Origin of the sequence: Paraoerskovia marina, assembly GCF_900105445.1 — a bacterium.
Classification (GTDB): Bacteria; Actinomycetota; Actinomycetes; order Actinomycetales; family Cellulomonadaceae; genus Paraoerskovia; species Paraoerskovia marina.
In genome coordinates this window covers 1,519,379-1,535,798 of the sequence record NZ_LT629776.1, presented here as the reverse complement: position 1 = coordinate 1,535,798, position 16,420 = coordinate 1,519,379, and the positions used below count along the sequence as shown (strand labels likewise).

17 protein-coding genes are annotated in these 16,420 nt (G+C 73.2%); 6 read left to right on the top strand and 11 right to left on the bottom strand.

Features of this window, described 5'->3' with window-relative positions; translation table 11 throughout:
- Nucleotides 1–16 precede the first annotated feature (16 nt).
- Genes cydB through cydC form a run of 3 tightly spaced genes read left to right on the top strand, consistent with a single transcriptional unit; the run spans nt 17 to nt 4,568 of the window.
- Nucleotides 17–1,117: a cytochrome d ubiquinol oxidase subunit II gene (gene cydB / locus BLU20_RS06840; protein ID WP_083372055.1), complete on the top strand. Its 1,101-nt coding sequence runs from the start codon at nt 17–19 to the stop codon at nt 1,115–1,117.
- Nucleotides 1,114–2,793 carry a thiol reductant ABC exporter subunit CydD gene (gene cydD, locus BLU20_RS06835; RefSeq protein ID WP_083372054.1) on the top strand — a complete coding sequence of 560 codons (1,680 nt, stop codon included), beginning with the start codon at nt 1,114–1,116 and terminating at the stop codon, nt 2,791–2,793. Before cydB ends, cydD begins: the two co-directional genes overlap by 4 nt.
- Complete coding sequence (gene cydC / locus BLU20_RS06830; protein ID WP_083372053.1) at nt 2,790–4,568, top strand: thiol reductant ABC exporter subunit CydC; 1,779 nt, start codon at nt 2,790–2,792, stop codon at nt 4,566–4,568. Before cydD ends, cydC begins: the two co-directional genes overlap by 4 nt.
- A gap of 10 nt (nt 4,569–4,578) precedes the next feature.
- On the opposite strand, the gene mutM is transcribed toward cydC, so the two are convergent.
- From mutM to BLU20_RS06785, 9 genes are all read right to left on the bottom strand, one after another.
- Nucleotides 4,579–5,511 (bottom strand): bifunctional DNA-formamidopyrimidine glycosylase/DNA-(apurinic or apyrimidinic site) lyase, encoded by a 933-nt coding sequence (gene mutM, locus BLU20_RS06825; RefSeq protein ID WP_083372052.1) that lies wholly within the window; start codon nt 5,509–5,511, stop codon nt 4,579–4,581.
- 15 nt (nt 5,512–5,526) lie between these two features.
- Nucleotides 5,527–6,231: a ribonuclease III gene (gene rnc / locus BLU20_RS06820; RefSeq protein ID WP_083372051.1), complete on the bottom strand. Its 705-nt coding sequence runs from the start codon at nt 6,229–6,231 to the stop codon at nt 5,527–5,529.
- Nucleotides 6,232–6,236: 5 nt separating this feature from the next.
- A complete protein-coding gene (rpmF, locus tag BLU20_RS06815) occupies nt 6,237–6,431 on the bottom strand; it encodes a 50S ribosomal protein L32 (protein WP_029253775.1) in 195 nt (64 codons plus the stop codon).
- 2 nt (nt 6,432–6,433) lie between these two features.
- Nucleotides 6,434–6,943 (bottom strand): YceD family protein, encoded by a 510-nt coding sequence (locus BLU20_RS06810; RefSeq protein WP_231959132.1) that lies wholly within the window; start codon nt 6,941–6,943, stop codon nt 6,434–6,436.
- 200 nt (nt 6,944–7,143) lie between these two features.
- On the bottom strand, nt 7,144–7,647 hold the full coding sequence (locus BLU20_RS06805) for an ATP synthase subunit B family protein (protein WP_052367163.1): 504 nt from the start codon (nt 7,645–7,647) through the stop codon (nt 7,144–7,146).
- A 2-nt stretch (nt 7,648–7,649) separates the two neighbouring features.
- Nucleotides 7,650–8,144 carry a pantetheine-phosphate adenylyltransferase gene (gene coaD / locus BLU20_RS06800; RefSeq protein WP_083372050.1) on the bottom strand — a complete coding sequence of 165 codons (495 nt, stop codon included), beginning with the start codon at nt 8,142–8,144 and terminating at the stop codon, nt 7,650–7,652.
- Nucleotides 8,145–8,194: 50 nt separating this feature from the next.
- Nucleotides 8,195–8,764 carry a 16S rRNA (guanine(966)-N(2))-methyltransferase RsmD gene (gene rsmD / locus BLU20_RS06795; protein WP_083372049.1) on the bottom strand — a complete coding sequence of 190 codons (570 nt, stop codon included), beginning with the start codon at nt 8,762–8,764 and terminating at the stop codon, nt 8,195–8,197.
- A 53-nt stretch (nt 8,765–8,817) separates the two neighbouring features.
- Nucleotides 8,818–11,058: an ATP-dependent DNA helicase RecG gene (locus BLU20_RS06790; protein WP_172828957.1), complete on the bottom strand. Its 2,241-nt coding sequence runs from the start codon at nt 11,056–11,058 to the stop codon at nt 8,818–8,820.
- Entirely contained in the window at nt 11,055–12,566 is a 1,512-nt protein-coding gene (locus BLU20_RS06785) for a DAK2 domain-containing protein (RefSeq protein ID WP_172829039.1), read from the bottom strand. Before BLU20_RS06785 ends, BLU20_RS06790 begins: the two co-directional genes overlap by 4 nt.
- A gap of 206 nt (nt 12,567–12,772) precedes the next feature.
- Here BLU20_RS06785 and rpmB point away from each other — a divergent pair, with 206 nt between their 5' ends.
- Nucleotides 12,773–12,964 carry a 50S ribosomal protein L28 gene (gene rpmB / locus BLU20_RS06780; protein ID WP_029253768.1) on the top strand — a complete coding sequence of 64 codons (192 nt, stop codon included), beginning with the start codon at nt 12,773–12,775 and terminating at the stop codon, nt 12,962–12,964.
- A 126-nt stretch (nt 12,965–13,090) separates the two neighbouring features.
- Nucleotides 13,091–13,606: a GNAT family N-acetyltransferase gene (locus BLU20_RS06775; protein WP_029253767.1), complete on the top strand. Its 516-nt coding sequence runs from the start codon at nt 13,091–13,093 to the stop codon at nt 13,604–13,606.
- Nucleotides 13,607–13,618: 12 nt separating this feature from the next.
- Here BLU20_RS06775 and BLU20_RS06770 read toward each other — a convergent pair whose 3' ends face one another.
- Complete coding sequence (locus tag BLU20_RS06770; protein WP_083372955.1) at nt 13,619–14,647, bottom strand: thiamine-phosphate kinase; 1,029 nt, start codon at nt 14,645–14,647, stop codon at nt 13,619–13,621.
- A 56-nt stretch (nt 14,648–14,703) separates the two neighbouring features.
- Here BLU20_RS06770 and BLU20_RS06765 point away from each other — a divergent pair, with 56 nt between their 5' ends.
- Nucleotides 14,704–15,246 carry a DUF3515 family protein gene (locus BLU20_RS06765; RefSeq protein WP_231959131.1) on the top strand — a complete coding sequence of 181 codons (543 nt, stop codon included), beginning with the start codon at nt 14,704–14,706 and terminating at the stop codon, nt 15,244–15,246.
- Between the two features lie 14 nt (nt 15,247–15,260).
- On the opposite strand, the gene BLU20_RS06760 is transcribed toward BLU20_RS06765, so the two are convergent.
- Nucleotides 15,261–16,391, bottom strand: coding sequence for a D-alanine--D-alanine ligase family protein (locus BLU20_RS06760; RefSeq protein ID WP_083372046.1), 1,131 nt, complete (start codon nt 16,389–16,391; stop codon nt 15,261–15,263).
- Between the last annotated feature and the right edge of the window lie 29 nt (nt 16,392–16,420).

The window sequence follows — 16,420 nt, the reverse complement described above, 5'->3', positions numbered from 1 at the left end:
CGAAGGAGACGACATCATGGACCTCCCCACACTCTGGTTCCTCCTCATCGCAGTGCTCTGGACGGGCTACCTCGTCCTGGAGGGCTTCGACTTCGGCGTCGGCATGCTCCTGCCGATCCTCGGGCGCAAGGACAAGGAGCGCCGAGTCCTCATCAACACCATCGGACCTGTCTGGGACGGCAACGAGGTCTGGCTGCTCACCGCCGGCGGCGCGACGTTCGCGGCGTTCCCCGAGTGGTACGCCACCCTGTTCTCCGGCTTCTACATCCCGCTCCTGATCATCCTGCTCGCCCTGATCGTCCGCGTCGTCGCCTTCGAGTGGCGAGGCAAGATCGCGAGCGCCGGCTGGGCCCGCACCGCGGACCGCGCGATCATCGTCGGCTCGTGGGTGCCGGCCGTCCTGTGGGGCGTGGCGTTCGCCAACCTCGTGCGCGGCGTCGAGCTCGACGCCGACCACCAGTTCACCGGCGGCTTCTTCTCCCTGCTCTCGCCGTTCGCCCTGCTGGGCGGCCTCGTGACCGCGAGCCTCTTCCTGATGCACGGTGCGGTCTACCTGGCACTCAAGTCCGACGGTGAGATCCGGACCAAGGCGCGGGCGGCCGCGACCTACTCCTCGATCGCGGCAACGGCCCTCACCGCCGTCTGGGCCGTCTGGGCACAGATCGCCTATTCGGTGCCCTGGACCTGGGCCGTCGTCGTCGTCGCGGCGGCGTGCCTGATCGGCGTCGTCCTCATGAACGCCCGAGGACGCGAGGGCTGGGCCTTCACCCTCTCCGCCGGCGCGATCGTCTGCGCCGTCGTGCTGATCTTCGGCTCGATGTTCCCCGACGTCATGCCCGCGACGGACCCGGCGAACTCGCTCACCATCGACAACGCGTCCTCGAGCGACTACACGCTGATGGTGATGTCGTGGGTCGCCCTGATCACGGTGCCGGTCATCGTCGCCTACCAGGCGTGGACCTACTGGGTCTTCCGCCGCCGCCTCTCGACCGCGGACATCCCCGAGCCCGTGGGGCTGACGTGGGACAAGGTGAAGGCGAATGCCTTCGGCCCCGACTCCGGCGGCACGAAGGTCGACCTCTCCCCCGCCGACGACGACGAGGCGTCGCGCGGGTGAAGCCGCTCGACCCACGCCTGCTGCGGCACGCCCGTGCGGCACGCGGGTACGTCGTCCTGACGGCCGTGTTCGGTGTCCTGACAGCGGCTCTCGTGGTCGCCCAGGCACTGCTGATCGCCGCGGTCCTCGCACCCGCGATCCAGGGCGACCTGACGACCCTGGGGGCCGCCGGGACGTCCGTCGGGCTGCTCGTCCTCGTCGTCACGCTGCGCTCGGCGGCAAGCTGGGCCCAGGAGCGCTTCGCGGTGCGGGCCGCGGCGCGGACGATCGCCGAGCTGCGCGAGTCGGTGGTCGCCCACGCCGTGCGGCTCGGACCGCGGCGGCTCGCAGGTGGCGAGGGCGCCGACGTCGCCACCCTGACGACGCGGGGGCTCGACGCGCTCGAACCGTACTTCGTGCGGTACCTGCCCCAGCTCCTGCTCGCCGTCACGGTGACCCCGGCGACGCTGCTCGTCGTCCTGGGGCTCGACTGGGTCTCGGCCGCCGTCATCGCCGGGACGATCCCGTTGGTCCCGATCTTCATGATCCTCGTGGGGCAGATGACCGCGGGAACGTCCGAACGGCGTCTCGTCGTCGTCCAGCAGCTCGGCAACCAGGTGCTCGACCTGCTGACCGGACTGCCGACCCTGCGTGCCTACGGCCGCGAGCGCGGACCGCGAGCACGTGTCCGGGCCCTCGGCGACGCGAACCGCCGGGCCACGATGGGCACCCTGCGGATCGCGTTCCTGTCCGGCATGGTGCTCGAGCTGCTGACCACGCTCGCGGTCGCCCTCGTCGCCGTCGGCATCGGTCTACGACTCGTCCACGGCGACGTGATCACCCTGGAGGCGGGGCTCGCCGTCCTGATCCTCGCCCCCGAGGTCTACCTCCCGCTCCGGCAGGTCGGCGCCCAGTTCCACGCGTCCACCGACGGCCTCGCCGCTGCCGACCGCGCCTTCGCCGTCCTCGACGAGCCCGTCCCCCCCAGAGGGACCACGCCGGCGCCCGACCTGCGGGGGGCGATCATCCGGTTCGACGGGCTGACGGTCCGCGCCGGCGACCGTGCGACGGACGCTCCGGCGGGTCTCGACGCGCAGGTGACGTGCGACGGACGTGTCGTCGCACTGGTCGGGCCGAGCGGCTCGGGCAAGTCGACGACGGCGCTCACGATGCTGGGGCTGCATCCGGCCGACGCCGGCGCGGTCACCGTGACGGGGGCCGGCTCCGACGGGCCGGTCGACGTCTCAGACCTGGAGCCGGAGTCGTGGTGGCGGCAGATCACGTGGCTGCCGCAGCGCCCGCTCGTCGGCCCGGGCACGATCCTCGACATCGCCCGCGGCGCCACCGACGCGTCCGACGACGACGTGGCCGAGGCGGCCCGTGCGACCGGCCTGGACGCGGTGGTCCGCGACCTCCCCGACGGCTGGGCCTCCGCCGTCGGACGCGCCGGGGCAGGCCTGAGCGTCGGCCAGCGGCAACGACTCGCCCTCACCGCCGCGCTCCTCGACCGCAGCACCCCGCTCGTGGTGCTGGACGAACCGACCGCCCACCTCGACGCACGCGGCGAGGAAGGTGTGCTGGCCGCGCTGGCCACGCTTCGCGAGCAGGGCCGCACCGTCGTCGTCATCGCCCACCGCACGGCCGTCGTCGCGCTCGCCGACGACGTCGTGCACGTCTCCGCGAAGGCTCACGCATGACATCGCTGCGCGCCCGGATCGCCGCCGACCCGCTCGTCCGGATCGCCCCCCTGCTCGAGGTCCGCAAGCTCCGGGTCGCGGTCGCCGTCGCCCGGGGCTTCCTCGCCCTCGGGAGCGCGGTGGGCCTCGCCGCCGTCGCCGCCTGGCTGATCGCCCGCGCCTCACAGATGCCGCCCGTGCTCGAGCTGTCGGTCGCCACGGTCGCCGTGCGGACCTTCGGCATCGGCCGGGGCGTCGCCCGCTACCTCGAACGGCTCGCCTCCCACGACGTGGCCCTGCGCGGCATGACGTCACTGCGGGCGCGGCTCTACGAGAACCTGGCCGAGGGCCCCGGGGCCGCGCTCGCCCAGGTGCGACGCGGTGACCTGCTCGCGCGCGTGGGCACCGACGTCGACGACGTCGGTGACGTCGTCGTGCGCGCCGTCATCCCCGCCGGCGTCGCCGCGTGCGTCTCGCTGCTCGCGGTCGGGATCGTCGGGGTGTTCCTCCCGTCCGCCGGCGTCATCCTCCTCCTCTGCCTCCTGCTGGCCGGCGGGCTCGCGCCCTGGCTCTCGGCCCGCGCGGCCGCGATCACCGAGGAGCGCTCCTCCACCGCCCGCGCGGAGATGGCCGCCCGGACCGTCGAGCTGCTCGAGAACGCCGGTCCCGCACAGGTCGACGGGAGCCTCGAACCACGGATGCGTGGCCTCGCCCGGACGGATCGCGACCTCACCGCCGCTGCCGACGAGGGCGCGCGCACCGCCGCGGTCGCCGCCGCCCTGCAGACGATCGCCGTGGGTCTCGCCGTCGTCGGCGCACTGGCACTCGGCATCCCCGCGGTCGCCGCAGGGACGCTCGCACCGGTGGAGCTCGCCGTCGTCGTCCTGACGCCGCTCGCCGCGTTCGAGGGGGTCGGGCTCCTGCCGGCCGCCGCGGTCCAGGTACGGCGCTCGCGGAAGGCCGCGTCCCGGCTCCTGGAGCTGCTCGACGAGACAGCGGAGGCGCGTCCGTCCGAGTCGCGGTCAGCGACCGAGGCCACGGACTCCACCGACTCCACCGGCTCCACCGACGAGGGCATCCGCACGACGGCGCTCGTCGCCGGCTGGGACGGACACCCCGTCGTCACGGCGGACCTCACGCTCGCGCCCGGGCGCACGGTCGGCCTGGTCGGGCCCTCCGGCGTCGGCAAGTCGACACTGCTGGCCACCCTCGCCGGGTTGATCCCGCCCGTGGACGGCACCGTGGGCGTCGACGGGCTCGACCTCGCCGGACGACACCCAGAAGTTCTCATGGTCGCCGAGGACGGCCACGTCTTCGCCACGACCATCCTCGAGAACCTCCGGGTCGCACGGGGCGACGTCACCGAGGCCGACGCCCACGCCGTCCTGGACCGCGTGGGTCTGACGGAATGGGTCGACGCTCTGCCCCGGGGGCTCGACACGCTCCTCGGCCCGGACGGGGCGACCGTCTCGGGCGGAGAACGTCGCCGCCTCCTGATCGCCCGTGCGCTCCTGTCCCCCGCGCGGTACCTCCTCGTCGACGAGCCCACCGAGCACCTCGACCCTGCCACCGCCGACGCGCTGCTTCGCGTCCTCGTCGACGAGTCGCACCGCGGCGGTCGCGGGATCGTCGTGGCCACGCACCGGCTGACCGGCCTGGAGCAGGCCGACGAGGTGATCGCCCTGCGCGCCGACCCGACCGGCCCGGCGAACGTCGCCGCGCGGGGGACGCAGGCAGCGGTCGCCGCGTCGAACGCGGACTATGCGTGGGCGCTGGCCCAGGAGTCGGCCCGGTAGAGCCTCGGCACTACCAGCGTCCGGCGCGCGGTCGGCGCTGGCAGGTCGGGCACGTGAACGCCGACCGGTTCATGAACGAGTCGCGACGGACGAGGTCCCCGCACCGTGGGCACGGCCGCCCCTCCTGCCCGTAGACCGCGAGCGAGCGGTCGAAGTACCCGGACGCGCCGTTCACGTTCACGTACAGCGCGTCGAAGCTGGTGCCACCCTGAGCCAGCGCCTCGCGCATGACCTCGTCCGCCGCGTCGAGGAGCCGCAGGGCGTCGGTCTGGCGGAGCCGGTCCGTGGCGCGCGCGTAGTGCAGTCCCGCGCGCCAGAGCGCCTCGTCGGCGTAGATGTTGCCGACGCCCGAGACGACGGTCTGGTCGAGGATCGCGCGTTTGACGCCCGTCCGACGGCGCCGGATCGCCCGAGCGGTCTCGGCCCGGTCGAGCGCGGGGTCGAGCAGGTCGCGGGCGATGTGCGCGACGGGGGCAGGAAGTGCGGGGACGGGCGACCCGAGGCCGGCGGGCAGTCCGTCGACGGTCGGGACCAGGTCGGTCACCGCCAGGTGCCCGAACGTGCGCTGGTCCACGAAGTCGAGCGCGCTGCCGTCGTCGAGCACGAGCCGGACCCGCAGATGAGGTGCACGGTCGGCGACCGCGTCCCCGGAGCGGACGAGGAGCTGCCCGGACATCCCGAGGTGCGCGGTCAGCGCGGCGGCAGGGCCGTCGTCGCCGCGCGCCGCGCCGGCGGGGTCGCCCAGCAGCACCCACAGGTACTTGCCGCGCCGGACCGCGGCGTCGAGCCGTGACCCGACGAGCTGGTCGGCTAAGCCGGTGGGCCCGCCGTCGTGACGGCGGACGCTGTAGTCGCGCAGCACCTCGACCGCGGCCACGGTGCGGCCGAGGACGTGCCGCGCGAGGCCGTCGCGGACGGTCTCGACCTCGGGGAGCTCAGGCATCGGGCAGCGCTCCGGCTACCGGTCGGTACCGAGCGGCTCGTCCGCCGTCAGCGCGCGGTACGCGGCCTCGGCAGCACCCTGCTCGGCATGCTTCTTCGCGGTGCCCGTGCCGGTCCCACGGACCTCCCCGTCGAGCAGCACCGAGGCCGTGAACACCCGCGCGTGGTCGGGCCCCTCGGCCTCGATCTCGTAGACCGGTGCGCTCCGGCCCCGGAGTGCGGCGGCCTCCTGCAGCGACGTCTTCCAGTCCAGGCCCGCGCCCAGGTCGGCGGCGCGGTCCAGCGTTCCGCGCACCAGGCGGAGCACGAGCTCACGAGACGTCTCGATGCCGTGGGTGAGGTACACCGCCCCGAGGAGCGCCTCGACCGTGTCCGAGAGGATCGAGTCCTTGTCGAAGCCCCGCGTCCGACGCTCGCCGATGCCGAGCAGGATGTATTGCCCCAGCTCCAGCTCACGCGCGACGGCAGCCAGCGACTTCTGCGAGACCGTCGCGGCACGCATCTTGGCCAGGTCACCCTCCGGCAGGTCGGGGTGAGCGCGGTACAGCTCCTCGGTGACGACGATCCCCAGGACTGAGTCGCCCAGGAACTCCAGGCGCTCGTTGGTGGGGATGCCGCCGTTCTCGAATGCGAAGGACCGGTGGGTCAAGGCAAGCACGAGAAGCTCGGGGTCCAGATGGACCCCGAGCTTCTCGAGAAGACCGGTCGCAGCCGGCGCCACAGGCGTCAGCCCGCGTGCTCGGTGCGCAGCGCCTCGGCGTACTGGCGACCCTTGTACGAGCCACAGGTCGGGCAGGCTGCGTGCGACAGCTTGTTGCCCTTGCACTGCGGGCAGGTGGCGAGGGTCGCGGCGGACGTCTTCCACTGCGAACGGCGCGCACGGGTGTTGCTGCGCGACATCTTGCGCTTCGGAACAGCCACGGCTAGCTCTCTTTCGTCTTGTCGGACACGTTCGAGTCCTCGAACATGCTCTGAAGTGCCGACCACCGGGGGTCGAGTATCTCGTGCGCGTGGTCCGGATCGTCCTCAAGCCGCGCCCCGCACTCGGAGCAGAGGCCGGCACAGTCCGGCGAGCACAACGGTTGGAATGGTAGTGCAGTGACCACAGCATCCCGAAGCACGGGCTCGATGTCGGCAAGATCACCGTCGAGCTCGCGCAGGTCTTCGTCGTCGTCCCCGGTCTCCTCCGCCACGTTGGCGCGGTCCGGGTAGACGAACAACTCTTGAATGTCCGCGACGATCTCGCGGCTGAACTGATCCAGGCATCGCCCGCACTCGCCGACCATCATGGTGCGGGCGGTCCCGGAGACCAGGACACCCTCCATCACGGCCTCCATGCGCACGTCAAGTGCCACAGGAGATCCCTCGGGGACCCCGACGAGCGCAGAACCCAGATCGGCCGGGGCCTCCAGGGCGCGCTCGACCGTCAGCATGGACCCGGGACGGCGCGCGAGATCGTGCATGTCGAGCACGAACGGCGACCGAGGGTCGAGCGTCGGGTGGCGGTCCACAGTGAAGTCCTGGTCTCTCAAGGGTGGGAGTTCGGCGCCGCGGGGCGCCTGACCCAGGCGAGTACACCGGGCCAACGCACAATCCTACGCCATCGTCGACGCCGGGTGCGACGAGAGAGGCGTCACACGTCGTCGCGCCGCTGCGCCAACCGGGCCCGGCCCGCCTGGACCTGGGACAGGATCTTGCCCAGGTCGATCTCGAAGTCCGCGAGTCGCCGGTCGCAGTAGTCGTCCGCGTCCGCGCGCAGCTCCGCGGCGGTCGCCTCCGCCTCCTCGACGATCTCGTGGGCCTGCGAGCGCGCCTGCACGACGACCTGCTCGGCCTGCACCAGCTCGATCGCCCGGGCCCGGGCCGTCCGCACGATGTCCTCGGCGTCCCGGTTCGCGTCCGCGAGCGCCTGCTCGGCCTCCTTGAGAGTCTCGTCCGCCCGCTCGATCTCGTCCGGGAGCCCGTCGCGGATCTCGTCGATCAGGCCCAGGGCCTCGCCCCGGTGGACGAGGACGGAGGACGACATCGGCATGGTCCGCGCGTTCTCGACCATCGTCACGAGCTCGTCGAGGAGCGCCCCGACGCCAGGTGGGATCTCGGCGCCCTGGTGCCGGCGGTCGGTCGGTTGCTCAGACATGGTCATGCTCCCTTGGATGACTGCAATGCGGCCCGGACGACGCTGCCGACCCCGGCGGGGACGAGGTCGTCGATGGGTCCGTCGAATCGTGCGACGTCCTTGACCAACGAGGACGAGACGTGCGCGAGGGCGGGGTCGGCCGTGACGAATACGGTCTCGACGCCCGCGAGGTGACGGTTCATGTGCGACATCGGCAGCTCGGCGTCGAGGTCCGCGCCGCCGCGCAGACCCTTGACGACGACGGTCGCACCGATCTCGGTGCAGAAGTCCACGAGCAGACCGGGGACGAGCGCCGCGCGCACGTCGTCCAGCCCGGCCTCTGACAGTGCGTCCCGCACGATCTCCAGGCGCGTCTCGGCGTCGAGCAGCGCCGACTTCGAGGCGTTCCGGGCCACTGCGACGACGACGTCGTCGACCACGGAGCGGGCACGCCGGACGACGTCGAGGTGTCCGAGGGTGAAGGGGTCGAACGACCCGGGGCAGACGGCGGTGGTCACGGCTCCACGCTAGTACACCGGGCGCTGCGGCGAGGCCTGCGAAGGCGTGTCTAGGCGTCCCTCGCCGGCCCGGCGAACGCGTAGTGCACGGTCGTCTCGCCGTACGCCTTGCTCACGTCGGCCTCCCACCCCGCGGGCCATGCCGGCGCGGCGCTCCGGCTCGAGCGCTCGACCACGACGAGCGTGTCGTCGGTGAGCGCACCGGTCTCGTCCAGGGCCGCGAGCAGCGCGTCGACCGTCTCGCCGCGCACGTCGTAGGGCGGGTCGCAGAAGACGACGTCCCACGGCTCGGCGGGCGCGGTGGCGACGAATCGTTCGGCCTTCTCGTGCACGGCCACGACTGCGGTCGCGCCGAGCTCCTGGGCGTTGCGACGGCCCATCTCCACGGCGGAACGCGCGGCGTCCACGAGCGTGGCGTGCGCGGCGCCGCGGCTGACCGCCTCGAGACCGAGGGCGCCCGAGCCCGAGTAGAGGTCGAGCACCCGGGCGTCGGCCAGGACGCCGTGGTGCTCGAGCCGCGAGAAGATCGCCTCGCGCACCCGGTCGCTCGTCGGGCGGGTCCCCCGCGGTGGGACGTGCAGGGTGCGGCCACCAAATTCACCGGCAACGATCCTCGTCATGCCCCGAGCGTATCGACCGGCCGACGAGCCCGGCGCACCGGGCCGGACAGCGGCTACGCGCGATCGAGGAACTCCTCGCGCTGCGGGTCCAGCTGCTGCGCGATCGCCGCGGCAAGGTCGGGGTGCCGGGCCAGCGTGGGGTCCTCCTCGACGACGGCGCTGGCGTCGTGACGCGCCTGCTCGATCACCGGAGCGTCCTTGACCACGCGGAGCAGCTTGAGGGAGCTCCCCCGCCCGGACTGCGCGGCGCCGAGAACGTCGCCCTCGCTGCGCAGCTCGAGGTCGACCGAGGCCAGGCGGAACCCGTCCGTCGTCTCCGCCATCGTCTCGACGCGGACGGCTGCGGGAGTCCCCGGCTGCGCCGTCGAGACGAGCAGGCACAGGCCGGGGTCGGACCCTCGACCGACGCGTCCTCGGAGCTGGTGCAGCTGCGAGAGACCGAACCGGTCGGCGTCGAACACGACCATCACCGTGGCCGCGGGAACGTCCACGCCGACCTCGACCACCGTCGTGGAGACCAGGACGGGAACGGCCCCGGACGCGAAGTCGGCCATCGCGCGGTCCTTCTCGGCAGGCGACATCCGCCCGTGGAGCATCCCGACCCCGACGCCCGCCAGCGCGGGCACCTGCTCCAGCTCCGCTGCGACCTCGACGACCGCCCGGAGCGGGGCCGCGCTCGCGCCCGGGTCGCCCGCCTCCAGGAGGTCCACGAGATCGACGTCCCCCTCGGGCTCGGCCGTGACGTCGGCGGACTCGTCCGGGTCGATGCGCGCACATACCACGTAGGCGCGACGCCCGGCGTCGACCTCCTCGCGGATCCGACCCCACATCCGCGCGGTCCACGTCTCGTTCGCGGCGGGGACGACGACCGTCGTGACGGGAGACCTGCCGGCCGGGACCTCGGACAGCGTGGACGTCTCGAGGTCGCCGAAGACCGTCATCGCGACCGTGCGCGGGATCGGCGTCGCCGTCATGACGAGCAGGTGCGGCGTGGTGCGGGCCTTCGCACGGAGCGCGTCCCTCTGCTCGACACCGAACCGGTGCTGCTCGTCGACGACGACGAGGCCGAGGTCCGCGAACCGGACCTGGTCGCCGAGGAGCGCGTGGGTGCCGACGACGATCCCGGCCGCACCGCTCGCGGCGTCGAGCAGAGCCTCCTTACGGGCCGCCGCACCGAGGGAACCGGTCAGCAGCGCCACCCGGGTCGAGCTCTCGGCACCGCCGAGCATGCCTGCCTCGGCGAGCGGTCCGAGCAGTCCCCGCAGGGTCCGGGCGTGCTGCGCGGCGAGGACCTCTGTCGGGGCCAGAAGTGCGGCCTGACCGCCGGCGTCGACGACCTGCAGCATCGCGCGCAGCGCGACGACGGTCTTGCCCGACCCCACCTCGCCCTGCAGGAGCCGCTGCATGGGTCGGTGCCGCGCGAGATCCTCCGCGATCTGGGCCCCGACCTCCTGCTGCCCGGCGGTCAGGACGAACGGGAGCGCGGCGTCGAAGGCCGCCAGGAGGCCGGGTGCCTCGCCGCCTCGCGGAGGCCGCGACGTCGCCTCCTCCGCCGCCGTGGCGGCGCGGCGCTGTGCGAGCGCCGCCTGCAGGACGAAGGCCTCCTCGTGCCGCAGACGATCCCGACCGCGGCGCCACTGCCTCTCGTCGTACGGCTCGTGGACGTCGCGCAGCGCCTCGAGCCTGCTGCCCCAGCCGTGCCCGTGCCGCACGCCCTGCGGGACGGGGTCCGGGACGTCGTCCTCCGTGAGCGGGTCCAGGACGGTGCGCACCGCGCGCTGGATGCGCCAGCTCGGGGCGCTCGCGCTCGCCGGGTAGATCGGGATCGGTCTGGTTGCCTCGACGAGCGCGGACTCCTCGTCGTCGGCGTCGACCCCGACGATGAGGTAGTCCGGGTGCGTGAGCTGCCGCTCCCCCCGGTAGTCGCCGACGACGCCCGTGAACAGCCCCATCCGGCCGGGCCGGAGCCGGTCCTCGTGGTGCCGCAGGACTCCCGCGCGCTTCGCGAAGAACGTCAGCGAGAGGTTGTGCGTGCCGTCCGTGACGACCGCCTGGAGCATCGCGCCTCCACGGGACCTCATCTGGCGAACCGTGGCCCGCGCGACCCGGGCCATCACCGTGACGTGCTCGCCGATCGCGAGCGCTGCGAGGTCGCTGACCCGCCCCGGGTCGCCGTAGCGCCGCGGATAGTGCCCGAGCAGGTCGGAGACCGTCTCGATGCCCATCTTCGCCAGCGGGGCGGCACTGCGTGCTCCCAGGACGGCGGACAGGGGTTCTGTCAGTCGGTCGGTCACTCGACTCCCACCTCGATCGTTCGTCCGGGCCTCCCGGAGGCGAGGACGACGATCTCGACACCCGGGCTGGCGGCCTCGACCACGTCGGTCACGGCACGCAGGTCCGCGGGTGTGCATCCGTCGGCGTGCAGCAGGGTCAGGACCTCGATCCCAGGGTGCATCACCCCTCCGACAGTCACGGTGACGTCGTCCCCGGGCTCGACCCGGGTCGCCCGCACCGAGGCAGCGGCGTGCACCATCGCGTCGAGGACAGGGCCATCCGCGACCTGGACCGCCGCGAGGGCCGCGACGGCGTGCAGGTCCGTGGGCGCGGGCACGACCGTCGCTCCGCGGACGTCGAGGTCCGGCCCGGCGGCGACGGCGGGGAGCACGACCGTCGTCGCGCCGCCGGCCTCTGCCAGAGCCCGGTCGAGCTCGCTCTGCTCCAGGTCTCCGGGACTGACGAGCACGACGGCGCCCGCCCGGGCGTAGTCCGTGACCAGGCCCGGGGAGGCGGTGACGACGACGACGCCCAGGCTTCCCGGAACCGCCGGTTCGGAGAGTGCACCCGCGTGGTGACCGGGCAGGTCGAGCGAGTGGACGCACATCTGGCGCATCTCGGCGCCGGCGGAATCCGCCACCTCCTGTGCGGCGGCGAGCGCACGGAGCGGGCGGTCCGTGTGCACGTGACCCTGCCAGTGCCCCGGACCGGCGACGACCGCCACGGAGTCGCCGCACTCGGTCAGGGCCTGCCGCAGCCCTGCGGCGACGTCGACCTCGGGCGGGGCCTCCGGTGCGGCCCGCACGACGAGCATCACCTCAAACTCCGGGCCACCGCTCGGTCGGTCGACCTCGTGGTGGGGGAGCTCCGTCTCGGCCCGGGGCCGAGAGGCGCCGGCCGCCCGCGCGAGCGCTCCGAGGACGGCGGCGATACCCGCGGCGCCCGCGTCGGGAACGTCGGCGTCCCGCAGGACCGCGAGGAGCGAGCTCGACTCCTCGACGGCGCGGTCGGCCGCGTCGGCGGCGACCGTGGCGACGCCGCGGACGGTTTGGGCCCTGTCGACCTCGCCGGCGCACGCCCTGGCCGCGGAGGCGGCGGCGTCGGCGGCGGTCAGCGCGGTCCCGGGCACGGGGTCGGCCACGGCGTCCCGGGCGGCGACGGCCCCGGCGGCGAGTGCGTCGGCGAGGTCTGTCGCGCTCGCTCCCTCTGCCGAGCCGAGGTGCAGGGCGATCCCGCCCAGGTATGCGGCCAAGATCACACCGGAGTTCCCCCGGGCCCCGAGCAGCGCGCCCCGGGCGAGCGTCGTGAGGACGGTCGACAGATCCGCACCGTGCGACGCGTCGCTGCCCGCGCGCATCGTGAGCAGCATGTTCGTCCCGGTGTCGGCGTCGGCGACCGGGAACACGTTCAGCGCGTCCAGGCGTGGACGGACCGCGGTCAGCTCGTCGACCGACAGACGGACCCACGCGTCCACGAGGGCGACGTCCACCGTGCCTGCGCCCTGATCTGTCCAGGGGGCGTCATCCATCCGTCGGATCTCCCGTATCGTTGCACCGCACTGCATTGCCTGTGTCAGGTTAGTGCGCTCATCGCGCACGAGCCGGACTTGAGTCCTCGGCCCCGGTCGGCTACTCTAAGCAGGTTGCCTGGCCTGCGCCGGGCCTCCCCCAGACCATTTGAAGGACGTTGTCGCTGCCTCGAGCCGCGGCACGTGCACGACGATCAGGAGTAACCGTGGCTGCCAACTGCGACGTCTGCGGCAAGGGCCCGAGCTTCGGGCACAGCATCTCGCACTCGCACATCCGCACGAAGCGCCGTTGGAACCCGAACATCCAGCGCGTCCGCGCCGTGGTGGCCGGTGCCCCCAAGCGTGTCAACGTGTGCACGTCGTGCCTCAAGGCCGGCAAGGTGACGCGTCGCGTCTGACGCCCACCGCACAGCACAAGGCCCGTCGGGATCTCCCGGCGGGCTTTTGTCGTCCCGGCGAGGTTCGTGCACCGCTCGCCGTCGGTGGCATGGCCAGGCCGCCTCCCAGGTGGGATAATCGGCCGTATGAACGACATCAGCGAGGTCAAGATCCGCCGTGCCCAGCCGGACGACGCTGCGGAGATCGCGACGGTGAACGTGACCTCCTGGCGGTACGCCTACGCCGGGATCGTCGCGGACGACTACCTCGCCTCGCTCGATGTCGACCACCGCACCGAGTTCTTCGCCCGCTACCTGGGCGAGGACCACCCGAGCCGCACCTGGGTCGCTCTCGCGGACGGCCGGACGCTGGGCTTCGTCGTCGTCGGTCCCGGCCGGGACGAGGACGCCGAGCCCCGTGACCAGGAGATCTACGCGATCTACCTCGACCCGGAGGCCTGGGGCCGCGGCGTGGCCAGGGACCTCATGCGCACCGTTCTCTCCGACGTCGACGCCGACGCCACGGTGACGCTCTGGACGATCGCGGACAACGACCGCGCCCAGCACTTCTACCGACGCCACGGCTTCGCACCGGACGGCGTCGAGAAGCGCGAGGAGATCGGCGGCAAGGACCTCACCCAGCTGCGCTTCCGTCGCAACTGACCCCGGGGTCGCTCAGCGGCTGCCGTAGTGGTCCCAGCCTGTCGCCGACCCCCCGGGCGGAAGACCGTCCACGGTCACCCCCTCGCCCGCCGTGACCCGTCCGACCTGGACGAACGGTGCGGGGACAGCGCCCTCGGGGAACGTCGCGAGCAGTCCGTGGTCCTCTCCGCCCGCCAGGATCCAGTCCCGCACCAGAGCATCCGTCCGCGACGCGACCCCGGCCGCGTCCGCGTCCGTCTGGGCGATCAGGGTGAGGTCACGTGCAGCGGGCTGCAACGCCGCCACGTCCGCGTCGAACGCCCCGTACCGCACGTCGATCGCCACGTCACTGGCACGCGCGATCCGCGCGGCGTCGCGCAGCAGCCCGTCCGAGACGTCGAGCATCGCCGTCGCACCGGCGTCCGCGGCGACCGGACCCGCCGCAAGGGGCGGCTCGGGACGCAGGTATCCGGCGGTCCGGGCGTCGTCGGGGCCGACGACGCCCGCCTCCAGGAGCGCGAGGCCCGCGGCAGAGCGGCCGCGGACGCCCGCGTACGCGAGGACGTCGCCCGCCCGGGCGCCCGAGCGCAGCACCGGTGCGCGGCCCTCGAGCGTGCCGTGCACGGTCACGGACACGACCACGACCGGCCCGGACGAGAGGTCGCCGCCGACCACGGCCGCACCCACGGGGCCACACCCGGCAGCCAGGCCGCGCGCGACGCCCAGCACCCACTCCACCGGCAGGTCGGCGGGCGTCACCAAGGAGACGACCAACGCCGTCGGGCGGGCTCCCATCGCCGCGACGTCGGCGAGGTTCTGGGCCGCGGCGCGCCGTCCGACATCCTCGCCGCTCGACCAGCGTCGACGGAAGTGCCTGTCCTCGACCAGGACGTCCGTGCTGACCACGAACCGTCCGTCCGGCGCGGCGACGACCGCGGCGTCGTCGCCCGGCGGGACGATCGTCGCCCGCCCGGGCGGCAGCAGCGGGAAGATCTGGCGGAGCAGCTCCTCCTCCGACGTCTGGGCCACCGTCTGCGTCTGGTCCGCTCGCTCTCCCGTCACGCACGTCACCCTAGTCCGCGTACGGGTCGACGCTTCCGGGCGGATACGGTGGAGCCGTGCACGCCCACCACCCCGTCGCCCGTCCGTCGCGACGCTCGGCCGCCGCCGTCCTGCTCGTCGCGACGAGCGGCGTCGTCCTCACCGGATGCGCGCCCACGATCGGTGTCCCCGCGGCGGAGGACGCCACCGACCCGGTCTGCGCCAGCATCGTGCTCTCCGTCCCGGACGAGCTCGCCGGCCTTCCCCAGGTACCTACCAACAGCCAGGCGACGACGGCCTGGGGCGAGCCCGGAGCGGCCATCACGCTCCGCTGCGGCGTGGAGCCGCCCGGACCGACGGCGGAAGCCCCGTGCCTGACGGTCGAGAGCTCCTCCGGAGACGTCGACTGGCTCGCCGCCCCGGACGACGAGGGCACGTGGACCTTCGTGACCTACGGCCGTGACCCGGCCGTCGAGGTCCAGGTACCGCCGGCGATCACCGAGGACCGGTCGACCTCGTTCGTCGCCGACCTCAACCGCGCCGTCTCCGAGGCACCGGCCACGCGCACGTGCGTCGGGCTCGAGGACGTCAAGACCGCTGCCCCCGACGCCGAGGAGTAGTCCCGGCGAGCGCGTCAGCGCAGACCGGTCGGGCGTTCCAGGGCGAGCGTGAGCAGCTCGTCGACGAGCTCGGGGTAGGAGATCCCCGTCCGCTCCCACATGCGCGGGTACATCGAGAACGGTGTGAAGCCAGGCATCGTGTTGATCTCGTTCACGATCACGCGCTCGTCCGGGGTCACGAAGACGTCGACCCGGGAGAGGCCCTCGGCACCGACCGCCTCGAAGGTCCGCACGGCCAGCTCCCTGATCTCGGCGGTCACGTGCTCGGGCAGGTCCGCCGGGCATGCCAGCGTGACGCCCGACTCGTCGAGATACTTCGACTCGAAGTCGTAGAAGCTGTGCTCGTCGGAGGTCACGACGATCTCCCCCGGCAGGGACGCACGCGGGCGTTCTCCGGGACGGGCACCGAGAACGGCGCACTCGATCTCCCGTCCGACGATCCCGGCCTCGACGATCACCTTCGGGTCGTGCTCCTGCGCGGCGGCGACGGCGGCCGGGAGCTGTGCCAGGTCGTCCACCCGACTGATCCCGAGACTCGACCCGGCGCGCGCCGGCTTCACGAAGACGGGGAGGCCGAGGCCCGCGACGGTGTCCGTCCACGTCTGCGGCGACCGCTCCCACTCCCCCGGCCGGATGACGACGTACGGCCCGACGGGCAGGTCGGAGCCCGCAAGGACGAGCTTCATGAAGTGCTTGTCCATCCCGACCGCCGACGCGAGCACGCCGGCGCCGACGTAGCGGAGGTCGGCCAGCTCGAGCAGGCCCTGGACCGTGCCGTCCTCGCCGAAGGGGCCGTGGAGCAGGGGAAAGACCACGTCGACGGCACCGAGCTGCCGGGGCGGCGTCTCGCCGTCGGCGAGGCGCACGACGTCGTCGCCCGCCGCCAGCGGGATCGAGATCTCCTCGGCGGCGTCGAGCACCTCGGGCAGCCGGCCTTCGCCGAGCTTCCACGCGTCAGGATCGTCCACCGCCCGGACCCACTTGCCCGCGCGGGTGATCCCCACGGGGAGCACCTCGTAGCGGTCGCGGTCGATCGCCTGGAGGACTCCGGCCGCGGTGGCGCAGGAGATGGCATGCTCGCCCGAACGCCCTCCGAAGAGGACGAGGACTCGGGGCTTGCGCGGGGGCTCAGAGTGGCTGGACATCGGGGCCGAGACTACCCGACCGGAACCGT

Excerpts from the sequence above, each read along its gene's own strand:
- cydB (WP_083372055.1), top strand. The coding sequence starts at position 17 with ATGGACCTCCCCACACTCTGGTTCCTCCTCATCGCAGTGCTCTGGACG.
- mutM (WP_083372052.1), bottom strand. The coding sequence starts at position 5,511 with ATGCCTGAGCTCCCCGAGGTCGAGACCGTCCGCGACGGCCTCGCGCGG.
- BLU20_RS06775 (WP_029253767.1), top strand. The coding sequence starts at position 13,091 with ATGAACGACATCAGCGAGGTCAAGATCCGCCGTGCCCAGCCGGACGAC.
- cydC (WP_083372053.1), top strand. The coding sequence starts at position 2,790 with ATGACATCGCTGCGCGCCCGGATCGCCGCCGACCCGCTCGTCCGGATC.
- BLU20_RS06760 (WP_083372046.1), bottom strand. The coding sequence starts at position 16,391 with ATGTCCAGCCACTCTGAGCCCCCGCGCAAGCCCCGAGTCCTCGTCCTC.
- BLU20_RS06810 (WP_231959132.1), bottom strand. The coding sequence starts at position 6,943 with ATGCTGACGGTCGAGCGCGCCCTGGAGGCCCCGGCCGATCTGGGTTCT.
- rsmD (WP_083372049.1), bottom strand. The coding sequence starts at position 8,764 with ATGACGAGGATCGTTGCCGGTGAATTTGGTGGCCGCACCCTGCACGTC.
- BLU20_RS06805 (WP_052367163.1), bottom strand. The coding sequence starts at position 7,647 with ATGTCTGAGCAACCGACCGACCGCCGGCACCAGGGCGCCGAGATCCCA.
- BLU20_RS06785 (WP_172829039.1), bottom strand. The coding sequence starts at position 12,566 with ATGGATGACGCCCCCTGGACAGATCAGGGCGCAGGCACGGTGGACGTC.